This window comes from Sporosarcina trichiuri, assembly GCF_030406775.1.
Taxonomy (GTDB): domain Bacteria; phylum Bacillota; class Bacilli; order Bacillales_A; family Planococcaceae; genus Sporosarcina; species Sporosarcina trichiuri.
This window is the reverse complement of the sequence record NZ_CP129119.1, coordinates 2,119,026-2,135,940: the sequence shown is the minus strand read 5'-3', so window position 1 is coordinate 2,135,940 and position 16,915 is coordinate 2,119,026. Positions and strand designations below refer to the sequence as shown.

Below are 16,915 nucleotides of genomic sequence, written 5' to 3'. Positions count from 1 at the left end.
ATGACATTAATCGAACTGAAAAACGTGAGCAAGTCATATAAGGGGCTAATTTTATTTGATAAAATTAATTTACAAGTGGAGGAAGGGGAGATTTATGGAATTATAGGACATAATGGTTCTGGCAAGTCTGTTCTTTTTAAACTAATTTGTGGGTTTGTCCTCCCTGATAACGGTGCAGTGTTTGTCAGAGGACAGGAATTAGGTAAAAGTATAAGGTTTCCTGATGGTTTTGGGATTATTATAGATCGTCCAGGTTACTTGCCTAACAGTACAGGTTTTGAAAACCTTAAATCTCTTGCGATGATTAAAAATGAGATTTCTGATGAAGTTATTCGAAATACTATGATTAGGGTTGGATTGCAACCGGATATTGAGCAAAAAGTTAAGAACTATTCTCTAGGAATGAAACAAAAATTGGCGTTAGCGCAGGCGATTATGGAAGATCAAAAGGTGCTAATCTTGGACGAGCCTTTTAACGCTTTAGACTTTGATAGTGTGAAAAAAATACGAGAGTTGCTATTAGCTTGCAAAAAAGAAGGAAAAACCATAATATTAACGAGTCACAATCAAGACGACATAAACTTGCTTTGCGATAAAGTTTATCGTATTAACAATTGTAAACTTGATTCTCTGTAATGTTGTTTCCTTCAAATTATTTTATATCTTTCATTTAATGCATTTTAGGATTTGAAAGCAATATAAAAAGCATTTTTAGAATGCCATATTAATGTTTGGTTACTTCAATACCAACCAATATGTCAATACAGAAAGCAGGGGAATCATGCCATTTTTCATCATTGCAGGGGCGGTCAACGGAGCGATTTCCGTCGCCCTCGGCGCATTCGGCGCCCATGCACTTGCGGACAGGCTGTCTGCCCACTATCTGGACGTCTGGGAGAAGGCGGTCCACTATCAGATGTTCCATGCCATCGCACTGCTCGCGGTCGGCATTCTCATGAGCCCGTCACTGTTCGGCCCGTCGGCATCGCTGACATGGGCCGGCTGGCTGATCCTCGCCGGCATCATCATCTTTTCCGGCAGTCTGTACATTTTGAGCCTGTCAGGGATCGGTATCCTCGGGGCCATCACGCCGATCGGCGGCGTGGCGTTCATCGCCGGATGGATCATGCTGATCATCGCCGCTGCGAAATTCAGCCATTAATTGCAAAAACACCGGAACTCCCTTATGTAAAGGGGGTCCGGTGTTTTTTCATGGCCGCTGCGGGAAGTAATTGAGCTCTTCATTGAACTCCGCGTAGTCGAAGTAAATCATCGGGAACAGGAACCGCTTGCCGGTGCGCTGTTCACTCAGGATGACGTGGTCACGGCCGGCAGCTTCCACCATACCGGTGACTGCCTTGACGTTCGTTCCCGCTTCCATGGCGTTCTCGAAGGAGAAATGGAACGTGCCGACTTTCCCGCGGTTGAGCCGCAGGATGTTCTCGATGTACGACTCTTCGCGGAACGGGCCTGCAGGCGGCCGGCCGCTCGGAATGGTGACGGCCGGCGGCACGGTCTGCGGCTGGCCTTGTGATGGATACCCGTACTGGCCCTGCTGATTGGGCACAGGATAGCCGTACTGGCCTTGGGGATAAGTAGGTGTTCCCTGATACTGAACCAAACTGTCATCCTTTCAAAGTTAGATGTCCGGGCAATCCTGCTGCGTCGGTGAGAAGAAGCAGTGTGACTTGTAGCGCCCGGTGTTGTACTGGCCGTACCATTGTGACGGACAGTCCCCGGCCGGCATGAAGAACCAGAGCGACCGCTCCGCCGGATGGAAACGTTCGCCATTCACCGCCCGCCGTGCAAGCTTGCGGTCCTGCTCACGTGCCCTCTGGTAGAAGTAGCCTTTCGTCGTCGCCTCGAACCCGCCGGGCCGCTGGAACACCATGTCTTCCAGGTTGCGGATGTCCGTGAAGTCGAGGCAGCCCGACCGCACCCGGTTCACGCCGACATTTCCGACCATCAGCATCCCGAGATTGCCCTCGCCCTCCGCCTCTGCACGCATCAGGCGGGCGAGCAGATCGATATGCTTATTCGTCGCTTTGATCACCGCCATGCGATCACCCCCTCACATCTATCCTATTGTTTCTCGCGCGCAAGTATTCCACCGTGTCCGGAAAGCGTTCAGGAGTGCTCATAAACCCGCGGTACCGCTCATAAACTTGCAAGAGTGATCATAAAATCAAGATTCCGCTTATAAACTCGTGAAAGTGATCATAAATCCGCGATTCCGCTCCCTCTTGAAACATTGATATACCAGGGGTTCACGGTGGTAAATGAGAGACAAAAAAATTTTTCTCTTCGATTCATGACCAGTTCCTATAATAAAAGTGAAAATATTGAAGGCCAAGCATACGCTACGCTGCCAAGGGTGGAGGTAATTTCCATCCCTGGCGGGACTGGTATGCGATGCACTCTGGATCTCCGCGTTCCTTATACTGATGTACCCTCCCATGGCTCTTGGCGTCTAGGCGCTAACATTCCTTCGTCGGATCTAGTAATAAGGCGGAGGCTGGCTATGCTCATAAGGGGACTCTGAGGTCCAATCGGAATTTCTTGCCTGCTTCTCCGTGTCATCCTGTTGTAGGTCTTACATTAGAAGGTACGTCGGTCAGCCTTGGGCCAGGGCAGGGATATCCTGTATCATACGTTGCGGATCAAATGCCCTGCGGTGTTTACACATACCGAAGAGAACATGGAGTAATTTCCGGCAGAGAACCACCATTGACTCTTTCTTCTTTAAAGGATTTTCAAGGCGTGTCGTGTAATACAGATGAAGCTGACGAAATGCTGGGTTGTGCTGAACCAATGGCAAGGTAACTCGATACAAAACAGAACGAAGACGCCGTCTGCCGCGCTTGGAGAGACGCTTCTGGCCCGTATGTTTCCCCGAAGAGCTTTCCCGAAGCATTAATCCCGCTAATTTCTCCAATTGGCGTGGATGCTTATAGTGGGTAAAGCTGCCGACTTCAGACAATAGATCGATAATAGTCGAGTCGGAAATTCCAGGCACAGAGTTTAAAATTTCATACTCATCGGTTGGCCGGATAATCGCCATCAAAGCGTCTTCCAACTCTGCCAGCTCCCGCTCTACCTGACGGAACCGACTGACAAGCGACTGAATCTCCAAGCGGGCAATCCGCTGGCCTTCAGACGCGCCGATGGTGTGCGACAACAGAGGGATCAGTTTCTTCACCTTGGCCATCTGGACAGAACGCAATCCGTCGGATTGGCGATAGAGACTACGCAAGTCATCCAAGGACTTCCCCTCGAAATCTGCAGGGAAAGGCGTGTAGGTCAGGACGGCCAATGCCATCTTGCCAAACGAGCCGAAAACCTTGCGGAACTCTGGAAAGTAGACATCCGTCCAGCGAATCAGCTTATTTTGCAGGGCAGTCCGTTCTTTGACCAAGCTATTGCGCAGCGTGGAGCCCACCCTAATATCTGCTTCATGATCCTTCAGGTGGCGCGGGTAGCTATACCGACCATCCTTCACAAGCTTAGCGATGACGATGGCATCTTTCTTGTCATTCTTGGTCTGGATGTTATCGTCCAGCTCCTTAGAACGCTTTACATGAAGTGTCTGAACAGCCACGAAGGGGATGTGCTGTTCGTGCAGGAATTGCCGCAAATTCAGGCCATAGTGGCCTGTCGGCTCGGCACCTACCAGCACATCGGTCTTGCCGAATTCCTTCATCGCGTTCTGGATCTCTGCCTGAAGAAAATCGAATCCTTGCCTGGACTGAAAGACCGGAAAAGGCTTTTTCAGCACAATGCCTCGATCGTTGACCATACAGGCGTAGTGCTTCTCCTTGGCGACATCGATACCAACTATCAAGGTTTGTTCTGTCACTTGCATGATTTTGTGATTTTGGGTATCATTCATTTCGAGTCCTCCTTGGTATTTAGTTAGGGGTCATTTCGTCTAGGAACATGACACCCCCGAATCATACCAGGAGGGCTTTTTTGCGTGCAAGCCCTTTAAAAGTTCAAAACAGGAATGCTCATAAAGCTGCAAAAGTGATCATAAACCCAGTTTTCCGCTCATAAACTTGGAAAAGTGATCATAACTTCACATACACCGGTCCCGCGGGTGCAGAGTTCGCGGCAGTCCTCTCACTTCCCGATGAACTTCCGCCGCGCTGCATGCACTTCCGGCAAATAAAAGAAGTGCTGGCTTGTGTGCTCCGCTGCGCTCCGCATTTCTGTCAGATCGGGCAGGCAGGGGGAGCCTGTCTGGCAGCAGAGTGCCGTGGACCTGCGTTTCCGCTCATAAATCTCAGGAAGTGATCATAAATCCGCGATTCCGCTCATAAACTTGGAAAAGTGATCATAAACTCAGTTTTCCGCTCATAAACCCCGGAAAGTGATCATAAACTGCACTGATCCGCTCATAACTTCACAATCGCCGGACCTTCTCAAAACAAAAACCAACCGAGACTCATGAAAAAAGACAAAAAAATACAGCTGCACACAACTTCATTTTGCCCTGTTTTGAGCGCCAAACTTCAAGTTTGGCCGCTGAAAAGGGGGCAAAATGCGGCTTTCGCAAAAGCCATTCCCTTTTGAGGGGAAACAGGATACACTCGATGAAAACAAGGGGGATATCAGCGATGCTCATGAAACAGCGAACGGCACCTGAACAACTGAAAGGATTACAGGCACTGGCGAGACGGCTGCCGGTCTCACATGAGAAATACCGGTTCATCCAGGAAGAGCTGTACAAGCAGCGCGCCGGCTATGGGGGAGAGCAGGAGTATGACCGCTGCATGCAGGAAGTGAGGACAGATTATTCTCACGCGATCCTGCATGATCTCAGCCTGCGGCATGACAGGGTCCGGTTCCAGCTCGATTCCGTTTTCATCGCGCCGGACCGCATCGTCATCACGGAAGTGAAAAACGTGGCAGACCGGATTGTCGTCAAAGCGAACCCCCTGCAGTTCCTGAAAGAGACGCCCGGCGGCACCCGGACGGTGTTCCGCAGTCCGGCGGCCGAGCTGGAGAGGAAAATCCATTTCCTGACCGGCTGGCTCAGTGACCGGGGCATCGATGTCCCGGTCACAGGGCTGATCTCGTTTGCTCATCATAATGAACTGATCTTCGAGGAGGAACCGGCAATCCCGGTCGTCTCCAATTACGAAGCACCTTCCTATTTCCGGAATTTGCGAATGGAAGAGGAGCGGCTGTCTGAGCGTGACATCCGGCTGCTGGCGGATGAACTGATCGCCTGCCACAATCCGTACAGCCCATTTCCGCTCACCGACCGGTACGGCATCGCGCCGGACGACTTGAAGACCGGTCTGCTGTGCGGCAGCTGTTCCTCTGATATTGCGATGATCCTGGAAGGGAGGAAGTGGAAATGCCTGCAGTGCGGCGAAACTTCGCGCACGCCGTATGAACAGGCGATCGAGGAGTACTTCATGCTTGCCGGCAGGAAGCTGACGAACCGGACGTTTTGCAGGTTCACCGGTGTCACGTGCCGCCATACCGTCAAACGGGCGCTCCAGCATCCGCTCCTCCGGCAGTCCGGCACACGGAAAGCCGCCGTCTACACGCTCGCAGACTGAAACCGGGACCGACTTGCTGCGCTTCGCCGTGCGAAGCGTTTTCTGTCAGGGCAGCAGGGAACGGAAGTGACCATAAACAGTGCCGTTCCGCTCATAAACCGGCCAAAGTGATCATAAACCCCGAAAAGTGATCATAAACCTCCCAAAGTGATCATAAATCCTGAAAAGTGATCATAAAACCCAGAAAGTGATCATAATCCCCTAAAACCGCTCATAAACCGCCGCACCATCCCGCCAGCTGGCCCCCAGACGCACAAAAAAACCGCCCGGCCTCAGAAAGGCCGCGGCGGTTTCCATCAATCCATTCACACTGCAAAGAAGTCAGCGCGCTTGTCGTCCTGCAGGATCGTACCGACGAAGAACTCACCGAACTCGCTGTAGCGGGCGCTCACTTCGTCGAAGCGCATCTCGTAGATCAGTTTCTTGAACTGGAGCACGTCATCCGCAAACAGCGTAACGCCCCATTCGTGATCGTCGAAACCGACGGAGCCGGAGATGATCTGCTTCACTTTGCCGGCATAGCTGCGGCCGATGAGACCGTGGCTGCGCATCATCTCTTTCCGGACATCCATGTCGAGCATGTACCAGTTGACGTCACCTTCGCGCTTCTTGTCCATCGGGTAGAAGCAGACGTACTGGCTGCGCGGCAGTTCCGGGTACAGGCGCCCGCGGACATACGGATTCTGATACGGATCTTCATCCGAGTCGCCGCCTGCCAGATAGTTCGACAGTTCCACAACCGAGACGTACGAATACGCAGGAAGGGTGAAGTCTGCAATCGACAGCTTGTTGAACTCCGCTTCGAGCTGCTGCAGTTCATCCATTGTCGGACGCATCGTCATCAGCATGAAGTCGGCTTTCTGGCCGACAATCGTATAGAACGCGTGCGCACCGGTCTTGTTTTCATCCGCCTTGTTCAGCTTGTCGAGAAACGCCACGAATTCGTCGACAGCATGCTGCCGTTCTTCCTTCGAGATGAGTTTCCAGGAAGTCCAGTCCATCGAACGGAAATCGTGCAAAACATACCAGCCGTCAAGCGTTTGTGCTGCTTCAATCATGAGAAATCGAACTCCTTTGAAATGGGATGCGGACGGATCAGCGGGCGATCGCACCCACAGCCGCCGTTCTGTTTTCAGTGTACCATATCACTGCAAGCGTATCGGGCGGCAGCCCTCGATGTCACCAATTCGCCACCCATCAGCCGGTGGATGGGGCGGCTGCAGTAGTGTAAACTGGAGAAACGACATCACTTAACAGGAGCTAAGCCTATCATGAAACTGACAGACTCTTATCTGCACGTGCCGATATGGCGTTTTATGGATGAATCCCTATCCGCGCGCACCCGATCCGCCCTCGAATCGTTCGCAGCAGACGACACCCTCTGCCATCTCGTCGGCCAGCAGCAGAGCCCGCCGGCAGTCCGCACCTGGGTGCACGACAATACGATCGTGCTCGGCATCCAGGACCACCGGCTGCCCCACCTTGAAGACGCGCTTCCCGCCATCCACGCTGCAGGCTACCGCACGATCGTCCGGAATTCAGGGGGACTGGCCGTCGTCCTCGACCAGGGTGTCCTCAATATTTCCATCGTGCTGTCCGAACAGACGGGGTCGATCGATATCCCCGCCGGTTATGAGGTCATGCTCGAATTCGTCCGGATGTTGTTCCCGGAAGCTGGGACGGCGATCGAAGCCTATGAAATCACCGGTTCCTACTGCCCGGGCAGCTATGACTTGAGCATCGGCGGCCGGAAGTTTGCGGGCATTTCACAGCGCCGCCTCCGGCAGGGCGTCGCCGTCCAAGTCTATCTCTGTGTCGAGGGCAGCGGCAGCGGACGGGCTGCGCTCGTCCGTGACTTGTACGACAAGGGTCTCGCAGGGGAGGAGACGAAGTTCGCCTATCCGCGTATCCGTCCGGAGACGATGGCGTCGCTGTCGGAGCTGCTCGGCATGCCGCTCACCGTCGCGGACGTCAATATCCGTGTCCAGCAGCTCCTTCAAGCGCTTGCCGGCAGTCTGCAGACCGGGGGCTTCCGTGAAGAGGAGATGGATCTTTATGCGTTCTATCTGCAGCGCGTCGTCGACCGGAACGCCAAAATGATCGCCCGCGGCTGATGCGTCCGCCGGCAGGAAAGAACCGCCTATTAGTGAGTCATAGGCGGTTCTTTTGATACGAGATTGCCGTTCGGTTCCATCTGGAAGGACGGGGCAGTTTGCTCGCTGTCTTCGTCGAGCGCGACCAGGCGCCGTGCGCGGTTCATGATTTCGACGAACTGCTCATAATCATCCCGGATCGACCGGTTCTCCTTCTTCAGCAGCTCGATCGTCTTTTCAAGCTCTTCCGCGCGTTTCTGCGCCGCCTTGGCGGTCTGTTCCCAGCGCAGCGCATCCTGGTTTGCCCCGCCTGTGTGCTGCACCCGGAGCAGATAGGCAATCACGGTATCCATCGTCAATGCTGACAGCGGAACGGCTGCCCCGCGGGGATCGTCACCCGTTTCCTGTGGCTGGTAGAGCGGAACGGAGCGGCGTTTGAAATCGCTGCCGAGCACGCGGAGTGCCTGCTTCCGTTCTTTCTTCGCCTGTGCGAGCTCCTTTTCGTAATCCTGGCGTACGACCGCATTCCAGCGGAAGCCGCACGCGGCAGCCGTCCGGTTCAGGACATCCCCGACTTCTTCGAAGGCGCTCAGCTGGGTGCTCCCTTCACGTACATGCCGCAATACCGTGTCCGCCAACAACTTATCGTTTTCTTCAAGCCATGCATCCTGTCTGATTTTCACCATCTCCAATGCCTCCTAGTAATAACGTTCTCGCTTTCTACCGACAGCATGGTCAGCTTGCGCGATGTTTATACAGAACAAAAGATTAATACTTTCAACTTCTTCCGGATGGGCCGATTTGCGCTGTCCAAATCCCTGTCATTTGGTATACTGGAAGGAAACGATGAACGGAGGTGCGGCATGTCCTACGAGCATGAAAAACTGGCGGAAGAGAAGGTGTTCAAAGACCCGGTGCACCGCTATATCCACGTACGCGACCGGGTGATCTGGGATGTTATCGGCACGCGGGAGTTCCAGCGCCTGCGCCGGATCCGGCAGCTCGGCACGACCTATCTCGTCTTCCACGGCGCGGAACACAGCCGGTTCCAGCATTCCCTCGGTGTCTACGAAATTGTCCGCCGCATCATCGACAGCGGCTTCGGCGGCAGACCCGAATGGAATGAGGGTGAACGCCTCGTCGCGCTTTGCGCAGCACTGCTCCACGACCTCGGCCACGGCCCGTTCTCCCATGCATTCGAAAAAGTGTTCGACCTCGATCACGAGAAGTTCACGCAGGCCATCCTGCTCGGCGATACGGAAGTGAATGCCGTCCTGAAGCGGGTCAGTCCGGAATTTCCGCAGCGCGTCGCGGATGTCGTCGGCAAGACGTATGCGGACAAGCTCGTCATCAGTCTGATCTCCAGCCAGATCGATGCTGACCGGATGGACTACCTGCAGCGCGACGCCTATTACACAGGCGTCCAGTACGGCCACTTCGACATGGAGCGGATCCTCCGCGTCATGCGCCCGGCGGAAGAGCAGGTCGTCATCAAGTCGAGCGGCATGCATGCCGTCGAGGACTACATCATGAGCCGCTACCAGATGTACTGGCAGGTGTACTTCCACCCGGTTTCCCGGAGCGCTGAAGTCATTCTCATCAAAATTTTGCACCGGGCGAAAGAATTGTACAAAACAGGGTATACGTTTCAACAGGACCCCATCGCCTTCCGTGCTTTTTTCGATAAAACCATTACATTGGAAGACTACATCTCGCTCGACGAAGGCGTGCTGTTCACCTATTTCCAATTGTGGATGAAGGAACAGGATCCGATCCTGTCCGACCTGTGCGGCCGGTTCATCAACCGGAAACTGTTCCAGTACGCGGAATTCGATCCTGCGAAGGAATACCGCAAACTGCTGCGGCTCGACGGCCTGTTCCGGCAGGCAGGACTCGATCCGGAATATTATCTGGTGACCGACTCATCCTCCGATCTGCCATACGACTTCTATCGGCCCGGTGAAGAGAACGAGCGCGTCCCGATCTACCTGCAGCTGCCGAACGGGGAGCTGAGCGAACTGTCGCGCTCCTCGGACATCGTCGATGCGATCTCCGGCAAGCGGCGCACGGACCACAAAATCTATTTCCCGGAAGACGTCTTGGAAGCACAGCAGGGGGACAACCCGCTGTACAACGAAATACTGCAGCTGCTGAGAAGCTAGAAAGGAGCGTGCGCAATGCTTGCGGAACACGCGAAGATCGTCCAGATGATCTCCCTCGCGGAGGAAGTGAACGGGCGGAAGAAATTACAGAAGATGGTATACATACTGAAGAAACTGCAGTTCGATTTTGCGGAGAAATACGAGCTGCACATGTACGGCCCTTATTCAGAGGAACTGACATTGCGGATCGAGGAATTGTGCGAGATGGGATTCCTGCATGAAACCTGCACCGACAAAGGCTCTTATGTGCAGTACACGTACAAGGCGACGGAGGACGGCGTGAAGTTTTCCGAGACGGCGGATTTCCCTGCGGACGAGCTCGGCCCGTGCATCAGCCGGCTCAATACGCAGAGTTCCCGTTTCCTGGAACTCGTGTCGACACTGCTGTATTTCGACCATCTCGACCGTGCGGACCAGATTGCGAAAGTGCGGATCGTCAAGAACAAGCTCAACTTCTCCGATGAGGAGATGGACACCGCGTTCGCCTTCATCGCTGAAATGTCAGCGTGCGTGGCGTGAAACGAAGAAAGCCGGATGGCACAGGGGTGACCTGGCTGCCATCCGGCTTTTACTCAATTGTCGCTGAGGCGCTTGCCGGCGACCGCGTAATGCGATTTCGGCATTTCTTCAATGAACACGACGACTTTTTCCTTCGGTGCATTCACAGTCTCGGCAACGACGGCTGTCACTTTCTCACACAATTCGCGCTTCTGCTCATCCGTCCGCCCTTCCAGCATCTTCACAGTTACATACGGCATCCTGGTTCCACCTTTCCGGTAAATTGGGTATAGTAGATATACTACCAGAAAGGAAGGGGCTTGCGGAAATGGCAGACGAGCAGAAACCGAAACAGAAGCTGGGCTTCACGATCATCAAGAACGATCCGACTGACGGACACAAAGGGTTCGGCATCGGATCGCTGTCGCTTGAGAACGTGACACCCGTCATGATCGATACAGAAGAAGGCACGGCCTCCATCGAAGTGGGCGCCATGCATGCGAAAAGCGATATCGAGCGGGGCATCAAGTTCACAACGAACCGCGAAGACTCGGAGGGCGGCAAGCTGTACTGGCTCATCTGGGTGACGATCGATTTCAATGAAAACGGACCCTATTACGCGGGCGTGACATCCTGTGAAATGATCGTCAACCGGGAGAAGCGACGCGGCTATAAGATCCTGGCCGATCATGTGAACCGGATGGACAAGTCGATGAAACGCCAGATCCTCGTTGACAATATGGATGAAACTTCGAAGGAGATCCTCGCAGATTTCCTGAAAGAGCATAATGAAGAAATGTGGAACAACAGCGAGCCGAAGCTCCACATCGCACTCAGCGAATCGTCCCCTCATTTATGAAGGCTTTGTGACAACGGGAAAAACCGGTAACATGTAGTTGAATGTCACACGGAAACACAGTAAACTAAAAGATAGCTTGCTATTGTAGGCTAGGACACGCGGGCTCGCCCGCCGCATAAAAAGCTTCCCGCCGTTCGACCCAACGGCAGGAAGCTTTTTTCGTGGTTGTGCATAGTGCGGGCGGCGGACCGCTCCATTCACGCGGCGACCCGATCCATAATGCTGCACGGTATTTCAACAGGCTGAACCGCTCCATTCCGCTGCCTAAGCAATCCATTCCGCCCGCAAACCGCTCCATTCACGCGGCAGCTCGAAGCACCGCGCTCAAGCAGGTTGTCCCGCGCTCAAGTAAGTCGTCTTGCGCTCAAGCAGGGTCATCCCGCGCTCAAGTAAATCATCCCGCGCTCAAGCAGGGTCATCCCGCGCTCAAGTAAATCATCCCGCGCTCAAGCAGAGTCATCCCGCGCTCAAGCAAGTTGCCTCTGCGCTCAAGCAAAGCCGTCCCCCGCTCAAGCAACACCACAGAAGCATGTATGCGGGCTATCCGGCTGTATGGAGGCTGCCCCATTCAAAGGAGGACAGGCTGCCGCCCAATTTGCCGAAGGACGCAAATGGTGCAGCAGGCTGTCCTCCGCCCCTGTATCACTCAAAGAACGAAAATGGGAACAGATCGAAACCTTTTTTCTCCTTCGTCCCCTGCAGCCGGGTCTCCCGCAGCGTCTTATCCGTACAGAGCTGCTTCGGCACATCGCGTTCCTTCAGATAGACGAGCCGCTGCTTCGCACAGCCTTCCACCGCGATGCCGCCTGTCTCGATATCGACGGTGACCCCTTTGACTCCGTGCGGCGGCAGGAACGGCTCAGGCCGTAGACCGGAATGCGCACTTTCCATGAAGTCGATCCAGATCCGTTTCGAGGCCGCCTTGTCCTCGGCTTCCTCGATCTGCCTGCCGACGTCGTAGCCGGTCCAGATGCCTGCCGTCAGTGTCGGGGAGTAGCCGATCAAGTATTGGTCGGACAGCGTCGTCCCGGACTTTGCGGCATACGGCCGCGTCTGCGAAGCGCGCATCGATACGCCGGTCGCGGTCAGATAGTCATTGAACACCGGGTCGAACATCCCCGTCATCAGATGGGTCAGGACGAACGCATTCTCCTCGGTCATCGCCCGCTTCTTCGTCTGTTCAGGGTGCTCATACACCAGTTTCCCGCGGGAGTCCTCGATGGAGAGGATCAGGACAGGATCGATCTTCCGGCCGCCCGACGCCACCCGGTTGTAGGCGCCTGTCATCTCGAACAGTGTCACTGCGGACGTACCGAGAGCGACAGCGGGGGACTCGGGGAACTTCACTTGGATGCCGAGCTTCTCGGCCATTGAATTGTATTTCCGGTAGCCGATCTCCTCGAGCGTCTTCACGGCATAGATATTGTCGGACACCGCGAGCGCCTGTGCCAGTGAAATCGGGTGATCGCCGAATTTTCCGTTGACATTGCTCGGTTCGTACGACGAACGCCCGTCGTCATACGTGAAAATCGTCTTTTCCGTCGAGATGAACGTCAGCGGATTGAACCCGTCTTCAAGCGCCGCCGCATACAGGATCGGCTTCATGGCGGAGCCCGGCTGCCGCTTCGCCTGTGTGACCCGGTTGAACGGACTGTCCGCAAAGCTCCGGCCGCCGACCATCGCCGTCACTTCACCGGTATCCGGTTTCATGGAGACGAACCCGATCTGCAGGTCATTGTCCGGCATCCGGTCCGCGATGATCTCCTCCGCCTTCTGCTGATGCGCCAGATCGAGCGTCGTCTTGATGGTCCAGCCGCCTTCCGCAGGATACCTCCCTTTGCCGACCAGGATCTTTTCTGCGTCCTGCCACACTTCGTTCAGGAAGTAGGGAGCGATGTCCTTCTGATCCGACCACTCTTCCGTTTTCAGCACAAGCTGCTGGCCGCCTGCCCGTTCCCTCTGGTCGGGGGAGATGAACCCCTGTTCCGCCATCAGCCGCAGCACGATCTGGCGGCGGTTTTCCGCTTTCTCCTTGTTGGCGGCAGGGGAGTAGATCGACGGCCCTTTCGGGATGGCGGCGATGGCCGCCGCCTCCTCAAGCGTCAGCTCCCCCGCCGGCTTCGCGAAGAAGTACCGGCTCGCGGCTTCGACGCCGTACATACCATGACCGAAATAGACAGTGTTCAGATAGCCTTCGAGGATGCGTTCTTTATCGTAAAAAAGCTCCATCCGGTATGCATAGAGCGCTTCGTTCGCTTTCCGGGTCCATGATTTTTCGTTCGTCAGATAGAGGTTCCGTGCGTACTGCTGGGTGATCGTGCTGGCCCCTTCCGCTTTCCGGCCCGCCTTCACATCCTTCAGGACAGCGCCCGCAATCCGCTTATAATCGAACCCGCCGTGCTTGTAGAAATTCTTATCCTCCACCGCGACGAACGCATCGACGAGGAACGGAGACATCTCATCCAAGCCGACCCAGTAGCGGCGCTCCCCGGAGAACCGGTCGCCGATCTGATGGTCATTCCGGTCGATGAACACCGTCGCCTCGGGCACACTGAGCGACGGCGGGCCTGCGATCTGCGCATACACCCGCAGGCAGATGAGAACCGTCAGCACCGCCGTGAACCCCGTGATCGTCAGCAGCCCTGCGAAACGGTACCGGGCTTTCCGTCTGGTCTTCTTCACAAAATCCGTCCGCCGCATAGCATCCTGTCCTTTCCAAAACGTTTGCGGTCAGTATGGGAATGGCGGAGGTGAATTAAACGGAACTCTCCAAAAAAGGGCAACGGACAGGCCGGGATTGAAAAAAACGTGCGGCAGCCGCTATAATGGATAGAATATAGACTCGAAAAGGCGGTGGACGGATGGGAACGCAGCCCCCGATCGTACCGGTGACGATCAACTTGAAATCGGAGATCCGGCATCCCGGACAGGACACGGATTTCATGGAACTCGAACTGGCAGGGACGATCACGGAAAAAGGCGGCAGACGGTACTTGCGCTACGAAGAGAAGCAGAACGCGGAAACCGTCCGGACGACGATCAAGCTCGATCCGGAAGACGCGGTCATCATGCGGACCGGCGCCATCCGGATGCGGCTGCCATTCGCACCCGGCGGGACCCGGCCCGGCACGTATGCGAACGGACCGCTCGCGCTCGACCTGCATGTGGTCACGAATGAGCTCCTGCTGACAGAAGATCACGACCATGGCGAATTCCGCGTCAGCTACGAAATGCACGCTGAAGACGGATTGCTCGGACATTACGAACTGACTATTACTTACGCGGAGGGAACACGATGAATGCAGTTGAACAGATCCAGAACGAAGTGAAAGACGCCCTGCATATAGCAGTGCTGAGAACCGGCCTGGCGGATGAGACCAGCCTGCCGGACATCATGCTCGAAACACCGAAGAACAAGGACAACGGCGACTATGCGACCAACATCGCCATGCAGCTGACGAAAATTGCGAAGAAGCCGCCGCGCGCGATTGCGGAAGCGATCCTCGAGAAGCTCGATACATCCGGCACATCGATCGAGTCCGTCGATATCGCAGGTCCGGGATTCATGAACATCATCCTCAAGAAGGATTACTTGAGCGACGTCGTCAAGACGGTGCTCAGCCAGGGAGAATCTTACGGCCGCACAGAGTCCGGGCAGCACGAAAAGATCCAGGTCGAGTTCGTCTCGGCGAACCCGACCGGCGACCTGCACCTCGGCCATGCCCGCGGCGCATCGCTCGGCGACGCGCTCTCCAGCATCCTCGACTTCGCAGGCTATGATGTCTCCCGCGAATATTACATCAACGACGCCGGCAACCAGGTCGAAAACCTTGCACGCTCCGTCGAAGCCCGGTATTTCCAGGAACTCGGCCTCGACAAGGACATGCCTGCGGACGGCTACCAGGGCGCGGACATCATTGATATCGCCAAGCAGCTCGTCGCGGAATACGGCGACAAATTCGTATCTGTGCCGGATGAAGAACGCTATCAGTTCTTCCGCAAATACGGCCTGGACATCGAGCTCGGCAAGCTGAAGCAGGACCTCGCCGATTTCCGCGTGCCGTTCGACGTCTGGTTCTCCGAGACCTCCCTCTATAAGGACGGCAAGATTGATGTAGCCCTGAACAAGCTCCGTGAAAACGGTCATGTCTATGAGGAGGACGGCGCTACGTGGTTCCGTTCGACCGAATTCGGCGATGATAAAGACCGCGTCCTCATCAAAAAAGATGGCACATACACATACTTGACGCCGGATATCGCGTATCACGAAGACAAGCTGCGCCGCGGGTTCGACACACTCATCAACATCTGGGGTGCCGATCACCACGGCTACATTCCACGCATGAAAGCGGCCATCCAGGCGCTCGGCTACGATCGCGACACGCTGGAAGTGGAAGTCGCGCAGATGGTGCAGCTGTATAAGGACGGCGAGAAGTTCAAGATGAGCAAACGGACGGGCAAGGCCGTCACGCTGCGTGAGCTCGTGGAACTCGTCGGTCTGGATGCAGCGCGCTACTTCTTCGCGATGCGCTCCGGCGATTCGCAGATGGACTTCGACCTCGACCTCGCTGTGTCCAAGTCGAATGAAAACCCGGTATACTATGCACAATATGCGCATGCCCGCATCTCGTCGATCCTGCGTGCAGCAGCGGAGCAAGGGTTCGCAGCATCCATGGAGCACGTCGATCTGCTGAAGGCCGAGAAGGAGATCGAGCTGCTGAAGAAGATCGGCGACTTCCCGCAAATCGTCGGCGATGCGGCGCGCCTCCGTGCGCCGCACCGCATCACGACATACATCCAGGAGCTGGCGGCGACGTTCCACAGCTTCTACAATGCGGAAAAAGTGCTCGACCCGGACAACCGTGAGCTGACGGAAGCCCGTATCGCACTGGTCACCGCGACCCGCACAACAATCGCCAACGCACTGAAACTGGTCGGTGTCGCAGCACCCGACCGCATGTAACCGAAAGCCCGGCGCCGAACGCGCCGGGCTTTTTGCATGCGCGGAATCGGTGAGAATTGTGTCCGGATGCCGATGAATTCGGCGAAGTGTCCGATACTTCCGCCCAAGTGTCCGATACATCTCGCCAACTGTCCGATACCACACGCCAAGTGTCCGATATCTCTCAGCAACTGTCCGATACGCCCGGCAGTGCAAGGGATGGCTTGTCTTTTTCTGCGCGCCGCACAAGCCGTCATGGTTCTGGAGAGCTGCCGCGTCCAAGACGGCTCCGGCAGCAAACGAGCGGGAGCGAGCACAAGCCAGGCTCGTGAATTGTGTCTGGATGCCGATAAATTCGGCGGTGTGTCCGATACTTCCGCCCAAGTGTCCGATACCAAGCGTCAAGTGTCCGATACCACGCGCCAAATGTCCGATAACCCCAGCCAACTGTCCGATATGCCTGCGGGAAGCGTCCTCCCAGGGCGTTCCCTCCACACGGCACTCGACAAATCCAGACAGTTCTGTATAATAAGAGCGGAACACTATCAAACTACATACCAAACTCGCAAAAAGGTGCCCCGTCCCGACGGGGGGAAAAGGGAAGCCGGTTCAAATCCGGCGCGGTCCCGCCACTGTAAGTGCCGAGCTCGTCCGCAACCGCCACCGGCTGAACCCCGGGAAGGCGCGGATCGGGTGTCTGACGCACAAGCCAGGAGACCTGCCTTCTTTGCTGATCACCCGGACCCTACGCGGATAGGCACGGTGAAGTGCGGCGGTTCTCCGCCTTATTT

At 55.4% G+C, this 16,915-nt stretch carries 16 protein-coding genes and 1 riboswitch; of the genes, 9 read left to right on the top strand and 7 right to left on the bottom strand.

Annotated elements, in window-relative coordinates; all coding sequences use genetic code 11:
* Positions 1-636, top strand: coding sequence for an ABC transporter ATP-binding protein (locus tag QWT68_RS10785; RefSeq protein ID WP_290148343.1), 636 nt, complete (start codon positions 1-3; stop codon positions 634-636).
* 145 nt (positions 637-781) lie between these two features.
* Positions 782-1,162, top strand: a complete 381-nt coding sequence (locus QWT68_RS10780) for a DUF423 domain-containing protein (protein ID WP_290148341.1) — start codon at positions 782-784, stop codon at positions 1,160-1,162.
* A gap of 48 nt (positions 1,163-1,210) precedes the next feature.
* Here the strand turns inward: QWT68_RS10780 and gerQ are convergent, their stop codons facing one another.
* The 3 genes from gerQ to QWT68_RS10765 form a co-directional block, all read right to left on the bottom strand.
* A complete protein-coding gene (gerQ, locus tag QWT68_RS10775; protein WP_431312225.1) occupies positions 1,211-1,567 on the bottom strand; it encodes a spore coat protein GerQ in 357 nt (118 codons plus the stop codon).
* A gap of 72 nt (positions 1,568-1,639) precedes the next feature.
* Positions 1,640-2,059, bottom strand: coding sequence for a cell wall hydrolase (locus tag QWT68_RS10770; RefSeq protein WP_290148339.1), 420 nt, complete (start codon positions 2,057-2,059; stop codon positions 1,640-1,642).
* 555 nt (positions 2,060-2,614) lie between these two features.
* A complete protein-coding gene (locus tag QWT68_RS10765) occupies positions 2,615-3,889 on the bottom strand; it encodes an IS110 family RNA-guided transposase (RefSeq protein ID WP_290148032.1) in 1,275 nt (424 codons plus the stop codon).
* 727 nt (positions 3,890-4,616) lie between these two features.
* Here QWT68_RS10765 and QWT68_RS10760 point away from each other — a divergent pair.
* Positions 4,617-5,570: a nuclease-related domain-containing protein gene (locus QWT68_RS10760; RefSeq protein ID WP_290148337.1), complete on the top strand. Its 954-nt coding sequence runs from the start codon at positions 4,617-4,619 to the stop codon at positions 5,568-5,570.
* A gap of 305 nt (positions 5,571-5,875) precedes the next feature.
* Here QWT68_RS10760 and hemQ read toward each other — a convergent pair whose 3' ends face one another.
* Entirely contained in the window at positions 5,876-6,628 is a 753-nt protein-coding gene (hemQ, locus tag QWT68_RS10755; RefSeq protein ID WP_290148335.1) for a hydrogen peroxide-dependent heme synthase, read from the bottom strand.
* A gap of 213 nt (positions 6,629-6,841) precedes the next feature.
* On the opposite strand from hemQ, the gene lipL reads away from it, so the two are divergent.
* Positions 6,842-7,684 (top strand): octanoyl-[GcvH]:protein N-octanoyltransferase, encoded by an 843-nt coding sequence (gene lipL, locus QWT68_RS10750; RefSeq protein ID WP_052461898.1) that lies wholly within the window; start codon positions 6,842-6,844, stop codon positions 7,682-7,684.
* Between the two features lie 29 nt (positions 7,685-7,713).
* Here lipL and QWT68_RS10745 read toward each other — a convergent pair whose 3' ends face one another.
* Positions 7,714-8,349, bottom strand: coding sequence for an RsfA family transcriptional regulator (locus QWT68_RS10745; protein ID WP_290148332.1), 636 nt, complete (start codon positions 8,347-8,349; stop codon positions 7,714-7,716).
* Positions 8,350-8,526: 177 nt separating this feature from the next.
* Here QWT68_RS10745 and QWT68_RS10740 point away from each other — a divergent pair, with 177 nt between their 5' ends.
* A complete protein-coding gene (locus QWT68_RS10740; protein WP_040287593.1) occupies positions 8,527-9,825 on the top strand; it encodes an HD domain-containing protein in 1,299 nt (432 codons plus the stop codon).
* A 15-nt stretch (positions 9,826-9,840) separates the two neighbouring features.
* Positions 9,841-10,344 (top strand): YwgA family protein, encoded by a 504-nt coding sequence (locus tag QWT68_RS10735; RefSeq protein ID WP_040287592.1) that lies wholly within the window; start codon positions 9,841-9,843, stop codon positions 10,342-10,344.
* Between the two features lie 53 nt (positions 10,345-10,397).
* Here QWT68_RS10735 and thmT read toward each other — a convergent pair whose 3' ends face one another.
* The gene (thmT, locus tag QWT68_RS10730; RefSeq protein WP_040287591.1) at positions 10,398-10,583 is read right to left on the bottom strand and encodes a 2-hydroxymuconate tautomerase; all 186 of its coding nucleotides are present in this window, start codon (positions 10,581-10,583) and stop codon (positions 10,398-10,400) included.
* Between the two features lie 68 nt (positions 10,584-10,651).
* Here thmT and QWT68_RS10725 point away from each other — a divergent pair, with 68 nt between their 5' ends.
* Positions 10,652-11,182 carry a YwhD family protein gene (locus QWT68_RS10725; RefSeq protein WP_040287590.1) on the top strand — a complete coding sequence of 177 codons (531 nt, stop codon included), beginning with the start codon at positions 10,652-10,654 and terminating at the stop codon, positions 11,180-11,182.
* Between the two features lie 642 nt (positions 11,183-11,824).
* Here the strand turns inward: QWT68_RS10725 and QWT68_RS10720 are convergent.
* Entirely contained in the window at positions 11,825-13,864 is a 2,040-nt protein-coding gene (locus QWT68_RS10720; protein ID WP_348539785.1) for a transglycosylase domain-containing protein, read from the bottom strand.
* A gap of 179 nt (positions 13,865-14,043) precedes the next feature.
* On the opposite strand from QWT68_RS10720, the gene QWT68_RS10715 reads away from it, so the two are divergent.
* Together QWT68_RS10715 and argS are read left to right on the top strand one after the other, a co-directional pair.
* A complete protein-coding gene (locus QWT68_RS10715) occupies positions 14,044-14,481 on the top strand; it encodes a YwiB family protein (RefSeq protein ID WP_290148330.1) in 438 nt (145 codons plus the stop codon).
* Positions 14,478-16,145 (top strand): arginine--tRNA ligase, encoded by a 1,668-nt coding sequence (gene argS, locus QWT68_RS10710; RefSeq protein ID WP_290148328.1) that lies wholly within the window; start codon positions 14,478-14,480, stop codon positions 16,143-16,145. The genes QWT68_RS10715 and argS overlap by 4 nt, the downstream gene beginning before the upstream one ends.
* A gap of 533 nt (positions 16,146-16,678) precedes the next feature.
* Positions 16,679-16,864: riboswitch (cobalamin riboswitch) on the top strand.
* The last annotated feature ends 51 nt before the right edge of the window (positions 16,865-16,915 follow it).

What these genes read in the sequence shown, in the direction of transcription:
- QWT68_RS10780 (WP_290148341.1), top strand. Translation starts at nt 782, where the DNA reads ATGCCATTTTTCATCATTGCAGGGGCGGTCAACGGAGCGATTTCCGTC.
- QWT68_RS10740 (WP_040287593.1), top strand. Translation starts at nt 8,527, where the DNA reads ATGTCCTACGAGCATGAAAAACTGGCGGAAGAGAAGGTGTTCAAAGAC.
- lipL (WP_052461898.1), top strand. Translation starts at nt 6,842, where the DNA reads ATGAAACTGACAGACTCTTATCTGCACGTGCCGATATGGCGTTTTATG.
- QWT68_RS10715 (WP_290148330.1), top strand. Translation starts at nt 14,044, where the DNA reads ATGGGAACGCAGCCCCCGATCGTACCGGTGACGATCAACTTGAAATCG.
- QWT68_RS10765 (WP_290148032.1), bottom strand. Translation starts at nt 3,889, where the DNA reads ATGAATGATACCCAAAATCACAAAATCATGCAAGTGACAGAACAAACC.
- QWT68_RS10760 (WP_290148337.1), top strand. Translation starts at nt 4,617, where the DNA reads ATGCTCATGAAACAGCGAACGGCACCTGAACAACTGAAAGGATTACAG.
- hemQ (WP_290148335.1), bottom strand. Translation starts at nt 6,628, where the DNA reads ATGATTGAAGCAGCACAAACGCTTGACGGCTGGTATGTTTTGCACGAT.
- thmT (WP_040287591.1), bottom strand. Translation starts at nt 10,583, where the DNA reads ATGCCGTATGTAACTGTGAAGATGCTGGAAGGGCGGACGGATGAGCAG.
- argS (WP_290148328.1), top strand. Translation starts at nt 14,478, where the DNA reads ATGAATGCAGTTGAACAGATCCAGAACGAAGTGAAAGACGCCCTGCAT.
- QWT68_RS10745 (WP_290148332.1), bottom strand. Translation starts at nt 8,349, where the DNA reads ATGGTGAAAATCAGACAGGATGCATGGCTTGAAGAAAACGATAAGTTG.
- QWT68_RS10770 (WP_290148339.1), bottom strand. Translation starts at nt 2,059, where the DNA reads ATGGCGGTGATCAAAGCGACGAATAAGCATATCGATCTGCTCGCCCGC.
- QWT68_RS10725 (WP_040287590.1), top strand. Translation starts at nt 10,652, where the DNA reads ATGGCAGACGAGCAGAAACCGAAACAGAAGCTGGGCTTCACGATCATC.
- QWT68_RS10785 (WP_290148343.1), top strand. Translation starts at nt 1, where the DNA reads ATGACATTAATCGAACTGAAAAACGTGAGCAAGTCATATAAGGGGCTA.
- QWT68_RS10735 (WP_040287592.1), top strand. Translation starts at nt 9,841, where the DNA reads ATGCTTGCGGAACACGCGAAGATCGTCCAGATGATCTCCCTCGCGGAG.